The sequence below is a fragment of the Alistipes sp. AM16-43 genome, from assembly GCF_003435745.1.
In the GTDB taxonomy this organism is placed as follows: domain Bacteria; phylum Bacteroidota; class Bacteroidia; order Bacteroidales; family Rikenellaceae; genus Alistipes; species Alistipes onderdonkii.
Genome location: NZ_QTUQ01000004.1, coordinates 150,477 through 168,760, shown reverse-complemented (window position 1 = coordinate 168,760; position 18,284 = coordinate 150,477). Strand labels below are relative to the sequence as shown.

Sequence of the window (18,284 nt, the reverse complement as noted above, 5' to 3'; positions counted from 1 at the left end):
GCTACACCCCTTTTCTGATTGTCCGCGCCCGCAGAAACCCGGTTACGTCGGTTTCCCGATAGAAGAACTTACCGCCGACATTCGAATAGGGCAGTACCCGCTTGTCGCGGTAGCTTTGGAGCGTGCGCTTGGAAATCCGCAATCGCTGACAAACCTCCGGCCCGTCCAGTCAGCCGTCGGGCGACGGCGGGTTATAACGCTTCCCGGTTCGTTGTGATTGAGCAGCCAATGTTTTCAGCCGTTCTGTGAGCGTTCTTCATACGCGCTCGTCCATACAAATACTTGTCATAGAAATTTGAATTGAATAGGTTAATAATAAATTTCGTTTGCAAGGTAATACCGAACCGAAAGTTTCCGGATACATGGCCGCTCCAGACCGTTCCAGACCGTCCGCCCTCGTTCTCTATTGCAAATCCGGCGGCAATATAAGGAACGTCCCGTTGTTTTGATGCTGTTTACGCCCTCGTTCTCCCTCATTCGCCCTAATTGGCCCCATGAATCGGGCGGATTCCGCGGCATAACTCCCGGCCTCTCCCCTCGGCGTTCCTGCAAACTTGGCGACAAGATAAGGGCAGCGTCCCGACTTGGTGCTGTCCGGGGAGTGAACGGTTATGAACGGTGCTAATTGACCCCGAAAACCGGACAAAATCAGCCGCAGTTTCGGGGTATCAGTGCCAAAATCCAACATCCGGAGGTTTTGTCCATACTACGGAGCAGTTCCGCGCAGCAGGGCGCAATAATATCAGGCGTGTAACAGATTGGCAAATTGTGTATTATCTTCGCCGCAAACCTTAAAATCCGACGTATTTATGACCACTCGAACCATCCATCCTGCTCCGGCGATCTTCCGCCTGTCGTGAAGAGCCGCCCGCCCTGAAATCAGCTTTCTGATCTTCCACCTTTCGGGGTACTGACTTTCCCGATCTGTCCGCCTGCGCCTTTGCGTGAGCGTCGATGCGATACGTCCCGCCTTTGCCGCCCTAAGCCTCCGCCGACTATATCCGGCGGGTCTTGCGGGCCAGCTTCGGCGGGCCGTGTCCGGGGCTTCGGCCCCGGCATCGACCGCTCCCGAAACGGGAGGAAGCAAGGTTGTGTTTTCGTGCCACAAAAATTCGTCTCCGACGTTTTTTGCGACCACTTCAAACAACCTTGCTCTGCGAGGCCATCCCATTCGGACTGCTCCCGGCACGGGTCGCATTCCGAAACGCCCGCCGCTCCCTGCGGTCGCCGCGGGCTTGGGATTCGGGGCGTCTGCGACGCGGGTTTACGACCGTGCCTGCTCCACTCGTTTTACTCGGTCATCCGGCAGCGGTCGGACGTGCGGCCATGCGCTGAACTAACACGGGTTCGCACATGGCCGAGAACCGAAAGAACAAGGGCGGCAGACCGCCCAAAACCGCCTCCGCAAAGCACTCCGAAACCGTCCGTTTCCGCGTAACGGCCGCCCAGATGCAAACCCTGCAACAAAGCGCAGCGAAAGGCAGGCTGACCCTGTCGGAATATGCCCGGCAAATGGTGCTTGCCGGAAAGATCATCGCCCCGGCCAGCCCCGAAGAACTGGGCCTCGTCGCCGAACTGACCCGCGAGAAGAACAACCTGAACCAGCTTGCCAAAGTCCAGAATGCCGCAGGAGCCGCAACGCGGGAAGCGGAACTAATGCGGATCATCCGGTTTTATAACCAGACTATAAACCGATTGAAACGTAAGACTGAATCAAGCAGAGGAAGAAATCAACCGTAGTCTGAAATCACGCTGTCGCTGATTGGTTTCAGCGGTTGAAATCAATCACACGTAGAAATCACCCATACAATGATAGGAAAAATCGTAACGGGCAAATCGTTCGGCGGAGCCGTCGAGTATGTCCTCAGGAAAGAGAAAGCCCGCCTGCTGGAGAGCGACGGGGTAGATACCGAAGGCATCCGGTCGATAATCGACGACTTCAACTTCCAGCGCAAGGCCCGCCGGGAGATCGCAAAGGTCGTGGGGCATATCTCGCTGTCGTTCCACCGGGACGATGCGCCGACGCTGACCGACGAGCGGATGCGGGAACTGGCGGCGGCCTACATGGAGTGCATGGGTATTGCCGATACGCAGTATATCGTCGCCCGGCACAACGACACGGAACATCCCCACCTGCATATTATCTACAACCGGGTGAAATACGCCGGACGCTTGTGGCGGATAAGAACGAACGCCGCCGGAACGTCAAAGTCTGCAAACAGCTTAAACGCCGATACGGGCTGACATTCTCCAACGGTAGGCAGAACATAAAGACCGAACGGCTGCACGGAGCGGATAAAGTGCGGCAGGAGGTGTTCGACGCCATAACCCGCATCCTGCCCAAATGCGACCGGATCGCCGACCTGTCGGCCAAGCTGAAACGGCAGGGGATCGGCATGCAGTTCATCCACCGGGGTAACGACCCGAAGAAAGCGGTTCAGGGCGTAACCTTTACCAAAGACGGACTGACATTCAAAGGCTCGCAAGTAGACCGCAAATTCAGCTATGCCGGATTGTCGAAGATGATCCGCGAACGGGTCGAGACGTTGGCACGGGAAGCAGCCGACGAGGAAATCAAATACATGCGGGAAAGACGGCGGGAGCAGGAACGCAACACAACGCCGAAGCCGCGGAAAGCAGAAAAGCCGCAACCGCCGCAGGTCAAACGGGAAGAAACACCCCGCCTGCAACAGTCGCGGCAGATACAACCGGTTTCAGCCGTACTGAAGCCCTCCGCGCCGCAGCAGGTCGAAATCGGCGGTACGCGCTTTACGCAGGAGCAATGGCGGCAGTTGCAGGAGAACCGGATGCTGCGGATAATCGTTCGCCGGAGCGATGCAAATATGCTGCGCGAATACTGGTTCGACAATGCAGGCGGGTTGCAATACACTCTTATCGCCCTGCGCCGCAGGGATGAAGCCTTTACCCGTGAATTGGTTACGGCGATAAAAGGCTGTCGGCTGACGGTGCAGGAACAGAAACAGTTGTATTCCGAACAAGGGTTGATTAAGGCGTTCCGCAGGCAGGACGGAACGGTTTACCGCTCCCGGTTCGGGGTGGAAGCAAAGTCCGGACAGAAAGATATGCTGTCCGAGTGCGTATTATCCGTGCAACAGCCGCAAGAGGCGAAGCCCGACACAAAGCCGCAGGTGAAACCGGAACAGCAGCAAAACCGAGGCCGCAGGTGATTACAATATCACCTAAAAAACGAGGACGCCATCTATAATTAGATCTTTTAAATGCAAAATAGTAAAATTCATTTATTATATTTGTTTCAAATAATTGCGATTCAGATATGAATACAAGCCTGTTAACTCCTAAATGTAATATTGCTAATAAGGTTAAGAATACAAATTTACCTCGTACAAAGCCTTTATTGCCTCTTTTTGAAGTAGTAAGCAATGCTATTCATTCAATCAAGGAAGCTGTAGATGCCGAAGTTTTGGATTTCAAAGATGCCAAAATTAATATTAAAATTATTAGGTATGGTGCTGAAGAAGATTTGTTTTCAACATTTGGAGATGGTTTAGATAGATACTCGATTGATTCATTTGAAGTTACAGATAATGGCATAGGCTTTACCAATGATAATCTGAACTTTTTTGCCGAGGCCGATACCGACCATAAAAGAGAAATCGGCGGAAAAGGAGTTGGTCGGTTTGTCTGTTTGAAGGCATTCAAATCAATGTCTGTTAAAAGTATATACTACGAAAACGGTCATAATAACTACCGCTCATTCTCTTTTGTCCCGACTCCACAAGGGTTTGAAAACTACATTGAGCAGGAAAATGTATCACAAGAGCGAAAGACAACCATTTCTTTAGTTGGCTTTCGACCCGAATATAGAGATAATAAAAAATACACGCCTACTGATATAGTTGAAATATCGAGAGAGATTGTCACTCATTTTCAATTATTTTTCTTGAATAGGGAAGCCCCAAAAATTACAATTCACAACCAAAATTCCGTTAGTGTTGATTTGAATTTATTATTTGAAAATGAGTATATTAAAGGTATACAAGAAAGTAGCTTTTTTGTTGCTTGGAACGAATTCAAAGTCATTCTTACAAAATCATATAAGGCACAAAGTCATAAACTAATCTTTTGTGCCCATAATAGAGCTGTAAAGATCGAAGGCTTATATAATAAAATCATTGATTTAGGTAAATTCTCAGTCAAAGAGAAGGAGGGTGAAGACGGGTTTTATTACCAAGCATTTGTAATAGGAGCCCTACTCGATGAACATGTTGATATAGAGCGCACAAGTTTCAATTTAGGCAATGATAATGACATTGAGGATGACGAAGATGATAATTCAACGGATGCCTCGCTAGCAAAGATACGGCGGGAGGCAATCAAAACAATCGAAAAGTTACTTGCAGATTATCTGGAAAAAGTTCGGGCAGAAAAAATAAAAAAATATATGCCTGTGATCGATGAGACCATGCCTCAATATAAAAGCGTTGTACATTATAAAGGCGATAAGGTGAAATTATTATCACCGAATCTCTCACCGGAGAAACTAGATATTGAATTATACAAAATTGCATCCGACTGGAAATTAGAGGTAAAGGAAAAGTGCATCGCTTTGCTTGAAGAGAAAAAAGATGTCACAACATTAAGTGAATATAAAGAAAAATACGACCAATTCTTAACAGAATTCAATGATGTAGGCAAATCTGAACTAGCAAGATATGTCGTACACAGAAAAGCTGTGATTGAATTACTGGATGAATTAATAGGGAAAACAGACGAAGATACATTTACGAACGAAGATATTATTCATAGTATATTTTTTCCAATTCGAACTAGTTCGGATGAAGTCCCATTTAACAAACAAAACTTATGGTTATTGGATGAACGTCTTGCATACCATTCTTTTTTGTCTTCAGACAAAACATTTGAATCTATACAACAACTTGATTCCAAGAGTACAGACAGGCCAGACCTACTGATTTTTAATGATGCTATTGCTTTTACGGAGGATGAATCTGGGCCATATAACTCTTTTACTATAGTTGAGTTCAAAAAGCCACAACGGAATAATTATATAGATAATGATCCGAAGCATAATCCTTTGGATCAAGTCGAAACATATATTGAAGAACTATTAGAGGGCAAGGTAACTAACCGGCGAGGAAGAAAAATTATAGTCGATACTAATACTCCGTTCTATGTTTATATTGTTTGTGACATTACCAAGTCTTTCGAAAAAATATTGAAAAAAAGAGAGTTCAAGCCAATGCCTGATGGGCAAGGCTATTTTTACTTTAAATCAGAGTATTATTCTGCTTATATAGAAGTTATACCATTCGAAAAAGTAGTCACAAATGCAAAAAAACGCAACAGAATTTTATTCGACAAATTAGGTATTGATTGAAATCAGAAACGTATCCTACTAATATAAAGAATTTTTAAAGAATTAAAAATGAATTGCTCCATTGCCTTTGAAAAGTTAATAATACGTAAAGCATTCTATTTTAGACGTTTCGGAAAAGATCGTGAGATGTTTGTAGGAGCAGAATTTCATCAATATAAAGGATGGAGTTGCAATAAAAGTCGTTTAACTGAAAAACAATTATTGCAGTTATTAGATAACCGATTAGCTCTTAAATTACAAACACTTGGTAGACTATCAACTAAAAGATTTCATAATAGGCTTGGAAATTGCGCCGAGGTACATGCTGCTAATAAGGTATTGGGGCAAAACTGTATAATATCAATCAACCAATTAACATTTTCAAATGCATATCGCCCCCGAACCTTACAAAAACACGATTATTGTCAAAATTGTTTAGATACTTTTAATATTCATAATTAGTGTTGCTTCAAAACGATTATTTTCGTAATAGAGACATTGATTGGTTTATCCAGATTAACGATATGCCAATACATGTAGCATCAGGTGGAGGAGCTCTTCCATATATCATCCAAGAAGACTTTGAACGAAATAAAAAGCTTTTAAGAGAAATAAATAGAAGACCAAATTTTTTTCTTAAAAGAGAGATAAGGCTCCGAAAAATGCTATTATTCCATTTATTCCAAGAGCGAAGGCCATCGTTGAAAAATACAAGGGGATGACCGTCGGAAATTATCTCTTGCCCATATTCACTCATAAGCATAACACCGAGGCCAAGCAGACCGACAGGGTGAAGCGCATCTACGAAAGAGCATCCGATACTTTCCGAAAAGTACAGAAACTTATCGGCTGCGATGAGCAACCAATATGGGCCGGAGCACGCGGAACATTCATCGTTGAAATGCTTAAAGCGGACTATACCGAGATGGCCTTGGCGGAGATTGTCGGCCTCCATCCGGCACGCATTTGTGGATACTATTCCATACCAATTATGCACGGTGAAATGTAACGAGATTTTTGAGCGGTTTTGGGGCGAGACTACATATTGGCCTACATGAAATCAGGAGGTTATTAAATAAAAAAGGCGGTTCCTTTCGGGACCGCCTCTTTTTATTCAAATCGAGTCGTTTTTACAATGTACTCATAATGAATGCTTTGTCAATTATCGAGAATTTCGCATAAAACAAAGATGTAGGACTCCCGGAGGCACCCTTTTTGTTTTCTTCTAACCTAAATATACCGAGATTTTTCCGCCCAAAACATAACGAATTTTGAGTTGCAAATTCTAAAACTCAATCGCTATGTTTACCATTCGCATCAAGGGTCGTCGCAATCCGAAAGACCTCGATTTAGTCAAACTCACTTTGATCTTCCACAAGACAGGTTTCGCCAGAGTCTCGAAAGAATTTTACATTTCCGGACTGTATAAAGACTGGAGCCCGAAGGCCCAATCATTCCGTGGTGACAGTCCGCAGATCAAACACAAAAATCAACTGCTCCGAAATCTCAAACTCAAATATCTGGAGATCGCTGAGCGATGGGAGGCCGAGAAGAAGGATTGGACGCCGGTCGAGTTGTCCCACTACTTCAACAAAGAGAAAATAATTCGCGATCGGTATATTACTGTGCCGAAAATGCTCGATCTGATGGTCGAGAAATTTCTCGAACGGGAGCGATTCAAAAATGGCTGGATCATAACCAGCCAGAGGAACGCAGAGAAGTATCGCCGCTTGAAAAAGCAACTCACTGAATTTACCCATAACAAATACCGCCGGGAGTTCTCCAAATACCTCTTCCGAGATATAACTGAGAAGTTTCTTCTTGAGTTCGCTATGTACGAACAGCAACGTGGCGCCCGCAATGGCAATCTTGGCGGAGTGCAGCAAAAGCTAAAGATTCTCCATGCAACTTTTGTCGAGGCCAAACATCGGGGCGTCTATAATGTCCGGCTGTCCGTCTTTAAGGCTGTCCGTGGTAAAGTAAAGGGGCCGGTCCATTGTCCGAAATCCGTTTCCCAAGCCACGATCAGTGCCATCGAACAATTCGACCGGCAGAGGTTGAAAGAGAAAGAACAACTGTATCTCGACATGTTTCTGTTCAGCTATTATGCCGGCGGGATGTCGGCTATTGACACCTGCTTCCTTACGGCCGATCTGATCAAGGACGATATGATTCTTTATGAGCGAATGAAATGCGACAAGCGGGCGCAGCTCATATTAGTTGATAAAGCCAAAGTGATTATCGACCGGTATAGAACAACGTACAGACGTTCTCTCGACTATATTTTCCCGGTATTTACGAGAAAGCATAATACGGAACTCAAGATGTATGAGCGTGTAAAGCGCTTATCGAGTTTGGTTTGCCAGCTTCTTCGAAAAATCTGCGACGAGGCTGGAATCACCGAAACGGTGGTTTGGAGTTCCGCCCGCGGCAGCTTCATTTCCCGCCTGATCGATGAGGGCTACCATCCACTCCAGATTGCCGAACAGACCGGTAATTCTCCGCATACGATTTATAAATACTATTATTCAAACACCAATAAAGAGGCGATGCGGGAGGAGATGAATAGGATATTGTAAGTCAAAATACCTATCTATTATGTCTAGATAAATACAGTTAGATATTAACATATAAATACTAAATATGAGATATTCAGACTAAACAGCTAATTTATTTTATATCTTTGGCATTAAATCTTCATAAATAGACATTACAAGTGAGTCCCAAAGTTGAAAAGAAATGTAGTTTGAGATTTGAACCAATAAAATTGGATTCAATATTTCATGTTTTGGACGGAGTTTCTTGGTTAGATAAGCCCGATAACTCAGAAATTTCTCAATTTTCCGGGCTGGATCCGCGTACTGTCGGCAAGGCAATTAAAAACTGTCTAAATATGGGGATAGTAACCGAATCTTCCAGAGGTGCTTATGTATTGACTATTCCATACCCATTTAAAGGTAGTGAATCACAAAAGAAAACAGTCCTTAAAGAAGCTATTTTCAAAATGCCTCTGATAGCTAGCGTTAGACAATTTCTAAAATTAGGAGACACAATAGACAATGCCACGAGGAAAGCCGCCACTGTTCAGAAGATTACTAATTATGAGAAACTAGCCATTGAGCCATTGATCAAATGGGCAGATCAATTAGGTGCTCTTTCTCTAGATACGATGTATGAGGATTTTGCTGAAGAGGGAGTACAAATAAAAGAAGAACGGCATCAATCCGCATCTAATGCTCCGGTCATTTTCCTATCACATAGCTCTCAGGATAAACCATTCATTCGACAACTCGCTGCTGATCTTTCAAAAGAAGGAATAATCGTATGGTTGGATGAGCAGCAGATTAAAGTTGGAGATTCAATAAACGACAAGATAAGCCAAGGCTTAGCAGAATCAGATTATTTTGTGATAGCTCTCAGCCAGCATTCAATTAATTCTGAATGGGTTAAGAGAGAGTTAAATTCAGCGATGATAACTGAGATTGAGTCCAAGAAAGTACATGTGCTCCCAGTTAAAATATCAGACTGTCAAATCCCAGTACTTCTTAGAGACAAAAAACACGCTGACTTTACGTCTTCATATAAGAGTGGTTTAAATGAATTGATAAAAACATTAAAAGAATAAATATATGGCTAAGAAGAACGCAAGCACAGATGAGAGCAAACTTACAAGAAAAGGTGGAACCAAATTCCCTCGTTACAGTTTAGAGCACCTGGAGCCTCTATTAAAAGACTTAGTGAGTAAGACTCATACCAACTCTATTACTATTGCTCAATTGAATGCAGGAGTATTCAAGGTTGGGTCTAATTCAGATAAAGGGAAGATTAAAAGTTCTGCCTTAAAGCAATTTAAACTCTTATCGGGTGATTATAAGGCTTTTAATGCGACTGAATTGGCTTCCCAAATAGTGTTGTCTGAGGGCACTCAAAAAACAGCAGCATTGCAAACGGCATTCTTTAATGTTAGTGTCTTTAAAAATACTTATGAGACATACAAAGGAGGATCAACTACCGACAAGCAGAAAATTGGTAATTACGCGTCTCAGACGCTCAAAATCCATCCTGATTTAAGGGACGAATTTGTGAAAATTTTTAGCGAATCAGCTAAGGAGGCAAAACTGTGTACCGATAATGGAACCACTTTAGATTTTAATCTGCCCGTGAGTGCCAATACGGATCTGCCCTCAATAGAAGAGGAGGAAAGCACAACCCATGCGGAGGAACATGATGCCAGCAATGGGGCATCGGTAAATGATGAATCACCTCAGCCAACCCATATTAGTAGAAAATCAGGTCCAATTTCTAATGTCAGTATAAACATTGATATTGATCCATCAATGGATCCAGAGAAATTAGAGAAACAGTTGAAATTACTTAAAGCATACGGGGTTATATAGGGTTCTCCATACTTCAATTTAGATAGAAGTAGGCTTCATGAAGATGTAGGGCTCAAACTTAAACTCGGACTGACAACTATAATTAATCACTCTTGGAGGTGGGATGCCGATTTTCCTCCGGCAATTAAGTATAAGGACAAAGACTAATAACATCTTTCCTAACCTGCTCGGGGTATTAACCACTATTCTTGTGTAGTTAAAGCAGGTTAATTATGGAGGTCATAACGATAGAGTCGAGAGCTTTTAAGCAGCTTGTCGAAAAATTGGATGCATTGTCGGAGTACGTGTGCTCGATGGAGCGACCAGTGATAGGGAATGACGATGAAACTTGGGTAGATAGTCAGAAAGTCTGTCGATTTTTGGAGATAATCGAACGGACGTTGCAACGGCTTCGGACAAACGGAAAGATCACCCACTCCTGCATGGGTGGGAAGTATTACTACCAGATCGGCGAGATCAAAAAACTACTCAAAGCGAACGTAATCAAGAGTACCGATGAGTGTTTGCAGGACTTGATAGCACATCACAAAAAATAACACTATATTTGTATCAGTAAACCGAGAAAAACAGTTTCCAGAAGGGTGAAAACACCAAAGGAAAGGGGTTTCGAAAAATGTCCCCGCCGGTGTCCCACTTTGGGAAAACAACCCGGCAAAACAAAGGGAAGTGCTTGATGAACAAAGCATAAGGAAGTCGTAGGTCAGACTCCCGTTTTCCGCTCCAAACAGACAATTAAATCCTTGCGACAAGCGAATCAGCGAGTTGTGAGGATTTTTCTTTTATACCCGTCGGCGGATCTTTTGCTTCCGCAGGGGGAATTACTTTTCCGGGATGAACAGTCCGGACATGTTCGCCTGTTCGAGGGTGAGGAGCCTGACCTTTTTAGGAATGCCGCCGGCATATCCCGTCAGGCTGCCGTCGCTGCCCACGACCCGGTGGCAGGGGATGATAATGCTGATCGGATTGTGCCCTACGGCACCGCCTATGGCCTGCGCCGACATGGTTTGCTTTCCCTGCTGCCGTGCGATTTCTTCCGCAATATCCTTATAGGTGATTGTTTCCCCGTACGGTATTTGCAGTAATATTTCCCATACGGCCTGCCGGAAGGGCGACCCTTCGGGGCGCAGCGAGGGTGTAAATCCCGGGTTTTTCCCGCTGAAGTAGCAGTCCAGCCACCGCTGTGTCTGGTCGAATACGGGGAGCTGCTTCTCTTCGTGTGCTGCCGGCAGTGTGGCGGCAAAGTATTTTTGCCCGTCGAACCAGAGCCCGGTCAGGCTGTTGCCGTCGGCGGAGACCGTTATCCCGCCGAGGGGCGACTGGTATTTACAAATGTACTGCATGGTGTTATCGGTTAAAGTAAAGGTTGGAATCTTCCGGGGCTTCTTCTCTCGAAGCTATCGTGCAACAGCCCGGGGGCGTAGTACGATTACATTTGGCATGCTTTCATCGGTTATGTGTTTGTCGTTTTGCCTTCGATATTCGGCAGGAAACCCGTGATTATCCCCAACAGGGGCAGCAGGGTGCTGATCCGAAAGATGAATTCGATGCTGGTCTTGTCGGCCAGCCAGCCGAAGAAGGCCGAGCCGAGGCCGCCGAGGCCGAACATCAGCCCGAAAAAGATCCCGGCGACCATCCCGACCTTGCCGGGCATCAGGTCGGTGGCGTAGACCAGGATGGCGGAGAATGCCGAGGAGATGACGAGTCCGATGATGACGGCGAGCACGATCGTGCAGGTCAGGTTCGCATAGGGCAGCAGCAGGGTGAAGGGCGCAGCCCCGAGGATGGAGCCCCAGATCACGTATTTACGCCCGAAACGGTCGCCCAGCGGCCCGCCGGCGACCGTGCCGACAGCCGATGCCCCGAGGAATGTGAAGAGGCAGTACTGCGCCCCCTGCACCGAGATTTCGAATTTATCCATCAGGAAGAATGTGAAGTAGTTGGTCATGCTGGCGATGTAAAAGTATTTCGAGAATACCAGTACGCCCAGGATGCCCAGTGCGAGGCGGATTTTGCGTTTCCCCAGGTGGTGTGCCGGGGCCGCTGCGGCTGCCGCGGGGCGGTTTGCGGTGACGGTGAGGCGAAGTTTATACCACCTCCCGATTCTCGAGAGGATGAGGATGGCGAGGATTGCGGCCAAAGCGAACCAGCCGATCGAGGCCTGCCCGAAGGGGATGACGACCAGCGCGGCCAGCAGCGGCCCCATGGCGCCCCCGGCGTTGCCGCCGACCTGGAATATCGACTGTGCCAGTCCTTTCCGGCCTCCCGAAGCGAGTTGCGCCACCCGGGAGGATTCGGGGTGGAAGACCGAAGAGCCGCAGCCGATCAGCCCTACCGCCAGCAGGATGGGTACGAAGCCCGGGGCGACGGAGAGGGTGAACAGCCCGAGCAGCGTGAAGCACATCCCCGCGGCGAGCGAGTAGGGGCGCGGATGGCGGTCTGCGTAGAGTCCGATGAAGGGTTGCAGCAGCGACGAGGTCATCTGGAAAACCAGCGTGATGATTCCGATCTGGGCGAACGTGAAGCCGAATTTCTCCTTAAGGAGCGGGTAGACGGCCGGGATCACCGACTGCATCATGTCGTTCAGCAGGTGGGTGATGCTGATCATGAACAGTATCGGGTAGACCGTTCCGGTCTCCGTGAAGCGCCGCAGGCGTGTGTCCGTGGGTTTTGTAAGCGTCTCCATTGCTGCGGGCTATGGTTCTTCGAGTATCCGCGTGATCGCCTCCCGGGCATTCCGCACGTCCCCGGCAAGGATGTATCCGAGTAACTGCCCGTGCGTGGGCTGGGTGGCGAGCAGGCACTCCGTGTCCCTGTATATATTGCTGAACCTCTTTTTCAGATGGGCGGCCGTCGAGCGGTACAGCTCGCACAGGATTTCGTTGTGCGTGGCCTCGGCCAGGGCGATGTGGAAGTTGACGTCGGCTTCGATACAGGCCTGCAATGCCCCGGCAGCTGCGGTCGCTCCCCGCTCCGCGAGGTGCTTTTCGAGGACTGCGGCGTCGTGTGCCGTTCGCCGTTCGGCGGCTTTTTCGGCGATCGCGGCTTCCAGTATTTTCCGCACTTCGTCCAGGTCGTGCAGGTCGGCGCGCCCGAGGCGCCGCTCCATCGGTTCGTCCGGGGGCGTGAGGCGTTCGACAAATGTCCCGGCACCTTGCCGTACCTTCAGGAACCCCATGTTGGACAGGATTCTGACCGCTTCGCGCACGGTCGAGCGGCCGACCCCGAAAATCTGCATCAACTCCGGTTCGGGCGGTAGTTTTTCGCCCACCTCGAATTTTCCGGACATGAATTGCCCCTGCAACCGGCCGGCCAGCTCTTCGGCCAGCGATTTCTTGCTGAGTTGCATGTTCGAACCGGGTTTCATCATATCATCTGATGTTTTGCACGAAGGTAGGCATTAATTCCGAACCGGCAAAGTTTTCCGGGATCTTTTGCGTGCGGAAAAAGGTTCGGGCAAGGAAGCTTCACCCGCTGTGATCCGAGAAATGCGGATGAAAGTACGAATTTTCATGTGCGGCAATTTTTGCATGTTATTGGTGAAAAGCGAGGTGCTTTCAGAACGGACAAATATCTAAATTTGTAACAATGAATATAGATGAAGACGATACGAAACTTTTCAGGTTGCTCGAGCCCGGGGAGTTCGGTATCTACACACAGTCTGACGAATTACCGGTATCCGATTGTCCGGTATACCTTATGGAAGGGGTCGGAGGCATCTGCCTGTCGGGTACGGCTACGGTACAGGTTTTCAGCCATCGCTTCCGGATCGTGCGCGGGATGGTGCTTGCCCTGTTTCCCTGGCAGTTGATTTCCATCAAGGAGGTAAGCGACGATTTCGGGATCAGGTTTTTCCGCATATCGCACGATATGTTTACCGATACCCTCAGTTCCCTGTGGAGGGCCAGGCCCGGTTTCTTTTTTTTACATGCGCACGCATATCGCCTCGGAGCCGCGGGAAGAGTATGTCGGGCGGTTCCTGAATTTCTGCGACTTGCTGGCTTACCGTGCCGAAAATGCTCCCGTCATCTGTCGCCGTGAGTCGGTAATGCAACTTTTGCGGGTGTTCTATTGGGACGTCTACACCATCTATCTCAATGATCCGCAGGCTGAAAAGACTGCTTATACCCATAAGGAAGAACTGGCATTCCGGTTCATGCGGACGGTCGTCGAGGAACATTCTCCCAACAGGGACGTGGCGTATTTCGCCGAGAGGCTCGGGATCACTCCGAAGTACCTGACCAACCTGATGAACGAGATCAGCGGGCAGTCGGCACGGGACTGGATCGTCTGCTTCACGATTTTCGAGATCAAGGCGCTGCTCCGGGAATCGGCGATGGACTTGAAGACGATCGTGGCGCGTGTCAATTTTCCCGACCAGTCTACCCTGAGCCGCTTTTTCCGCAGGTACACGGGCATGTCCCCGTCCCGGTATCGGAAGAATATTCATTTCTGAGCTTTAAGCCGGGCGGAAGCCCGGCTTCTTTTTTTGTAGAATGTAGGGCTGAAATGTTTTAAATGGTAGCCGTATTTGTTGTGCTTTTGGTGTGTATTTCACTAATAATATGCGATTTTCGCCCAAAGTTTGGCGAAATTGGGTTTATTTTTTTACATTTGTCAAGATAGAAATGCGGGCTTCTGCGGAATTTGCTTTCGCAGGGCAGAACGGTAGGTGCGGATGGCTGTCGGAAAAGGATGTGATAAACCAATTTTTTCTCATATGAAAAATTTACGATACCTGTGCCTGCTGTGTGCCCTCGCAGTATGCACCATGTTACCGACCGGCTGTATCGAACGGCCGGATGAAGTTCCCGGCCCGGATGACACGGCCCAAGGCGGAAATAAATACGATTACGCCACGACGCGGGATATTCCTCTTAATCTGGACTATGCCCGCAGGGGCAGCAAGGCGCTGTTTGAAATTTATGCCCAGAACCCTGTGAATGCCGTGGACGGTGCGTTTACTCTGAAACCCGGCGTAAAAGCCCTGCTCAGGGCCTATACCGATAACGACGGTAAATATTCGGGAGTGGTCAACCTCCCGACTGCCGTAGGCAAGGTGTACGTGTATAGCGAATCCTACGGTTTCCCCGCCTGTATCGAGGCCGACGTGACTGCCGGCGGTATTTCGTGCAACGTGCGGCAGTTCTACGAAAAGGCGGCCGGGAAGGTCTCCGGCGCCGCGGTTGCCGACCGGGTTGCGGCGACCCGTGCCGATGCGGCCAATCCTTATAACGTGCAGCAGCTCGGCGACTGGACTTGGGAAGGCAAACCGCTCTACATCCTCGGTACAGTGTATGGTCAGAAACCCTACCTGAATATCGCACCTGATTACGCACAGACACCTGCGGGGATGATGAACCGCATTCAGAACGTACTGATGCCGGGCGTCGACAATTCGAAATACGCCATGCCGACCGGGGTGGTCAACCTCAATGTGACGAAGGATGCCCATCTGACGCTGGTGTTCGCCGCAGAACTGGCAGCATGGCGCAATGCCATCGGTTATTATTATTATGATACGCAGAACCCTCCCCGGACGCAAGCCGAGTTCGATGCGCTGCCCAAGTACGTGGCCTTCCCCAACTGCTCTTCTTTTACGACCAATTTCGACGACCCGGACGATTTGGGGTCGGGTGGCGGCGATTGGACGGCACCCCTGTTTTTCGGCGAACAGCTGCGGCTGACCTGTTTCAGGGGAGGCAAGGCTACCGACATTTTCCCAGCCGGTACGACTGTGGGCTGGTTCATGCTGCCCGATGCGTATGAAATTTCGGCTTATGACTATACCGGAAAACTCGATATCACCGGTTCGAAACACCCGGCACGCTATTCGAACAATGAGTTCAATGCGGAGAACGGCCGCTATATGGTCAGCCTTTACGACAAAGTGAGCGGCAAAACCGTGCTCGGCTTCGAGGATGGCGGCGACAACGACTATAAGGACGTGCTTTTCTATGTGGACTCCGATCCTGCCGATGCCATTTACGACCCCGACCGCCCGACGACCGACCCCGGTGACGAGAAGTATCCCGACGTGGCGGGCGACCCTGTGGTCGGCACGCTGGCTTTCGAGGATCTGTGGCCGAGCCAGGGCGATTACGACATGAACGACGTGGTGGTCGGGTACAGCACGACCTTCACGGTCGACAAAGACAACCGGATCGTGGCGATCCGGGATGTCGTCACTCCGTTGCACAGCGGCGGTAAACTCCGGAGCGCCTTCGGTTACCAGCTCGACATTCCCGTAACCGCCGTCAAAGGCGTGAAGATCGAAAACGGGTCTTCGACGGCCGGACTCGAAAAGAACCAGGATAAAGCCGTGGTGATACTCTTCGACGACATCGAGCAGGCCGTGGCCCGGGGGCCCGTTAGCGTCGAGATCAAACTGGACGGGAGCCTGTCGATGGACAAGGTGACCCGCAAGTCGCTCTACAACCCGTTCATCTGCGTGAGCGACAAAGGGTTTGTTCCCGGGGCCGTCCGCAAGGAAATACACCTGACCAACTATCCGCCCACGTCGCTGGCCGACCCCTATCCTTTCGGCCGCAACGATGACAAGAGCTCGCTGGACAAGGCGGGGAACCCCATCGGGCCCTATTATTATGCGACTTCCGAGTTGTATCCTTTTGCCATCGACCTGCCCGTTACCGATTACCGGATCCCGGACGAGATGGTGAAAATCGACGTCTTCTATCCCTATTTCGCCGACTGGGTGAAGAGCCGTGGCGAAAAACACAAGGAGTGGTATAAGAACTCCGTGAAATAGACCCGGTATTGCCGGTTCGCACGGAGCCCCTGCATCGCGGGGGCTCCGTGTTGTATGGGGCTGCCGGAACGATATGTGGAATTATTGTGTTACCTTTGCCGAAAAGAATGAACGAACCGAATGGCAAAGATTCTTATTATCGACGACGAGGAACAGTTGCGCAAGCTGCTGGCCCGCATCATCGCTCTGGAAGGTTACGAGGTGGCCGAGGCCGCCGATTGTGCCGGGGGGCTCAGGATGCTCCGCCGCTATGAACCCGATGTCGTGCTGTGCGACGTCAAGCTGCCCGACGGCAACGGTGTCGAGATGGTCGGACGGATCAAGCAGGCCATGCCGTCGGCCGAGGTCATCCTGCTGACGGCCTACGGCAATATCCCCGACGGCGTGCAGGCCATCAAGAACGGGGCATTCGATTACATAACCAAGGGCGACGACAACAACAAGATACTGCCGCTGCTGAGCCGTGCCACCGAGAAAGCGCAGATGCAGCGCCGGCTGGCTCGTCTCGAGGACAAACTCTCCGAAGAGCATTCGTTCGACCGCATCATCGGTTCGTCGGAAGCCCTCCGCAGTGCGGTCGCGCTGGCGCGCAAGGTCGCCGTCACGGATACCTCGGTGCTGCTCACGGGTGAAACCGGAACCGGCAAGGAGGTTTTTGCGCAGGCCATCCACCACGCCAGCCCGCGCGCGAAGGGGGCGTTCGTCGCCGTCAACTGTTCGGCTTTCTCCAAGGAACTGCTCGAAAGCGAATTGTTCGGCCACCGTGCCGGCAGCTTCACGGGTCCCACCAAGGATAAGAAAGGGTTGTTCGAGGAGGCCGACAAGGGGACGCTTTTCCTCGACGAGATCGGCGAGATGCCCGTCGAGCTGCAGGCCAAGCTGCTGCGCGTGCTCGAATGCGGCGAGTTCATCAAAATCGGCGAGACCCGCCCGACCAAGGTCGACCTGCGGATCATCGCCGCCACGAACCGCGACCTCGAAAAGGAGATCGTTTCCGGGAATTTCCGCGAAGACCTCTTCTTCCGACTTTCTGTTTTCCGCATCCACCTGCCGTCGCTGCGCGAACGGCCGGGCGATATCGCCGAATATGCCCGGTTCTTTGCGGCGCAGTTCGCCGACAGGATGGGGCGCCGGATCGACACGATCGACAAGGGATATATCGCCGCACTGGAACGCCATGCCTGGCACGGCAACGTCCGCGAACTGCGCAACGTCGTGGAGCGCAGTCTGATCATGGCCGAAGGCAACGCCCTCACCGTCGGCTGCCTCTCCCCCGAATTCCATGCCGCGTCGTGCGACGGCTCCGTGCCCGACTCGATGGCGCTCGACGCCCTCGAACGGCACCACATCCTCAGGGTACTCGAATACACGAAAGGCAACAAGGCCGAGGCCGCCCGCCTGCTGGGCATCGGCATCGCCACGCTTTACCGCAAGCTGGAAAGTTACGGCATGAAGCCCTGACGCCGGCGCCAGGCGTATCATTCTGAGACGGCCGCCTTATCATTTTGATAGGGCGGCCGTTCTTTTTGGCAGGTATGCCAAAGTCGCATCTGTTTGACAATTAGTCGCATAGTGCCGAAATTCCTGTTTTGGCACTCCCTTCGTATTCCTTTGGACACAAACCGAAAGAAGAAATCGACATGGTAATCGTGATCCTGATCCTGATCCTGATATTCTGCGGCGCAATGCTGTTGCTGTGCCGGATGCTTTGCGGTTTTACGAAATTGTTGTCTAACTCAAAAAAAGAACGAAGATGAATGGA

15 protein-coding genes and 1 pseudogene are annotated in these 18,284 nt (G+C 49.7%); 12 read left to right on the top strand and 4 right to left on the bottom strand.

All coding sequences use genetic code 11. The features are described 5' to 3' along the window. Position 1: 1 nt before the first annotated feature. Positions 2-169, bottom strand: a complete 168-nt coding sequence (locus DW189_RS09220) for a helix-turn-helix domain-containing protein (RefSeq protein WP_117507712.1) — start codon at positions 167-169, stop codon at positions 2-4. A 1,184-nt stretch (positions 170-1,353) separates the two neighbouring features. On the opposite strand from DW189_RS09220, the gene DW189_RS09210 reads away from it, so the two are divergent. The 9 genes from DW189_RS09210 to DW189_RS09175 all read left to right on the top strand — a co-directional run bounded on the left by DW189_RS09210 (position 1,354) and on the right by DW189_RS09175 (position 9,756). Beyond that, the gene (locus DW189_RS09210; protein ID WP_117507708.1) at positions 1,354-1,740 is read left to right on the top strand and encodes a plasmid mobilization protein; all 387 of its coding nucleotides are present in this window, start codon (positions 1,354-1,356) and stop codon (positions 1,738-1,740) included. A 69-nt stretch (positions 1,741-1,809) separates the two neighbouring features. Continuing rightward, positions 1,810-2,244, top strand: a complete 435-nt coding sequence (locus DW189_RS09205) for a relaxase/mobilization nuclease domain-containing protein (protein ID WP_117507706.1) — start codon at positions 1,810-1,812, stop codon at positions 2,242-2,244. Then, on the top strand, positions 2,175-3,188 hold the full coding sequence (locus DW189_RS09200; protein ID WP_162508136.1) for a relaxase/mobilization nuclease domain-containing protein: 1,014 nt from the start codon (positions 2,175-2,177) through the stop codon (positions 3,186-3,188). The genes DW189_RS09205 and DW189_RS09200 overlap by 70 nt, the downstream gene beginning before the upstream one ends. Before the next feature lie 107 nt (positions 3,189-3,295). Next, complete coding sequence (locus tag DW189_RS09195) at positions 3,296-5,380, top strand: ATP-binding protein (protein WP_117507702.1); 2,085 nt, start codon at positions 3,296-3,298, stop codon at positions 5,378-5,380. A 48-nt stretch (positions 5,381-5,428) separates the two neighbouring features. Next, complete coding sequence (locus tag DW189_RS14245) at positions 5,429-5,821, top strand: hypothetical protein (protein WP_141417817.1); 393 nt, start codon at positions 5,429-5,431, stop codon at positions 5,819-5,821. A 256-nt stretch (positions 5,822-6,077) separates the two neighbouring features. After that, the gene (locus DW189_RS09190; protein ID WP_117507700.1) at positions 6,078-6,368 is read left to right on the top strand and encodes a hypothetical protein; all 291 of its coding nucleotides are present in this window, start codon (positions 6,078-6,080) and stop codon (positions 6,366-6,368) included. 292 nt (positions 6,369-6,660) lie between these two features. Beyond that, a complete protein-coding gene (locus DW189_RS09185; RefSeq protein ID WP_117507698.1) occupies positions 6,661-7,938 on the top strand; it encodes a phage integrase SAM-like domain-containing protein in 1,278 nt (425 codons plus the stop codon). Between the two features lie 137 nt (positions 7,939-8,075). Continuing rightward, positions 8,076-8,984 (top strand): toll/interleukin-1 receptor domain-containing protein, encoded by a 909-nt coding sequence (locus tag DW189_RS09180; RefSeq protein ID WP_141417818.1) that lies wholly within the window; start codon positions 8,076-8,078, stop codon positions 8,982-8,984. A gap of 4 nt (positions 8,985-8,988) precedes the next feature. Then, positions 8,989-9,756: a hypothetical protein gene (locus DW189_RS09175; RefSeq protein WP_117507695.1), complete on the top strand. Its 768-nt coding sequence runs from the start codon at positions 8,989-8,991 to the stop codon at positions 9,754-9,756. 818 nt (positions 9,757-10,574) lie between these two features. On the opposite strand, the gene DW189_RS09165 is transcribed toward DW189_RS09175, so the two are convergent. From DW189_RS09165 to DW189_RS09150, 3 genes are all read right to left on the bottom strand, one after another. Beyond that, on the bottom strand, positions 10,575-11,096 hold the full coding sequence (locus DW189_RS09165) for a methylated-DNA--[protein]-cysteine S-methyltransferase (RefSeq protein ID WP_117507693.1): 522 nt from the start codon (positions 11,094-11,096) through the stop codon (positions 10,575-10,577). A gap of 110 nt (positions 11,097-11,206) precedes the next feature. After that, positions 11,207-12,439: an MFS transporter gene (locus DW189_RS09155; protein WP_022333934.1), complete on the bottom strand. Its 1,233-nt coding sequence runs from the start codon at positions 12,437-12,439 to the stop codon at positions 11,207-11,209. 9 nt (positions 12,440-12,448) lie between these two features. Beyond that, complete coding sequence (locus DW189_RS09150) at positions 12,449-13,123, bottom strand: FadR/GntR family transcriptional regulator (protein WP_117507692.1); 675 nt, start codon at positions 13,121-13,123, stop codon at positions 12,449-12,451. A 218-nt stretch (positions 13,124-13,341) separates the two neighbouring features. On the opposite strand from DW189_RS09150, the pseudogene DW189_RS09145 reads away from it, so the two are divergent. The 3 genes and pseudogenes from DW189_RS09145 (at position 13,342) to DW189_RS09135 (ending at position 17,983) form a co-directional block, all read left to right on the top strand. Beyond that, positions 13,342-14,209: pseudogene (locus DW189_RS09145) on the top strand (helix-turn-helix domain-containing protein). 264 nt (positions 14,210-14,473) lie between these two features. Beyond that, positions 14,474-16,522 carry an LruC domain-containing protein gene (locus DW189_RS09140; RefSeq protein ID WP_117507691.1) on the top strand — a complete coding sequence of 683 codons (2,049 nt, stop codon included), beginning with the start codon at positions 14,474-14,476 and terminating at the stop codon, positions 16,520-16,522. A gap of 120 nt (positions 16,523-16,642) precedes the next feature. Beyond that, positions 16,643-17,983 carry a sigma-54-dependent transcriptional regulator gene (locus DW189_RS09135; protein WP_117507690.1) on the top strand — a complete coding sequence of 447 codons (1,341 nt, stop codon included), beginning with the start codon at positions 16,643-16,645 and terminating at the stop codon, positions 17,981-17,983. The last annotated feature ends 301 nt before the right edge of the window (positions 17,984-18,284 follow it).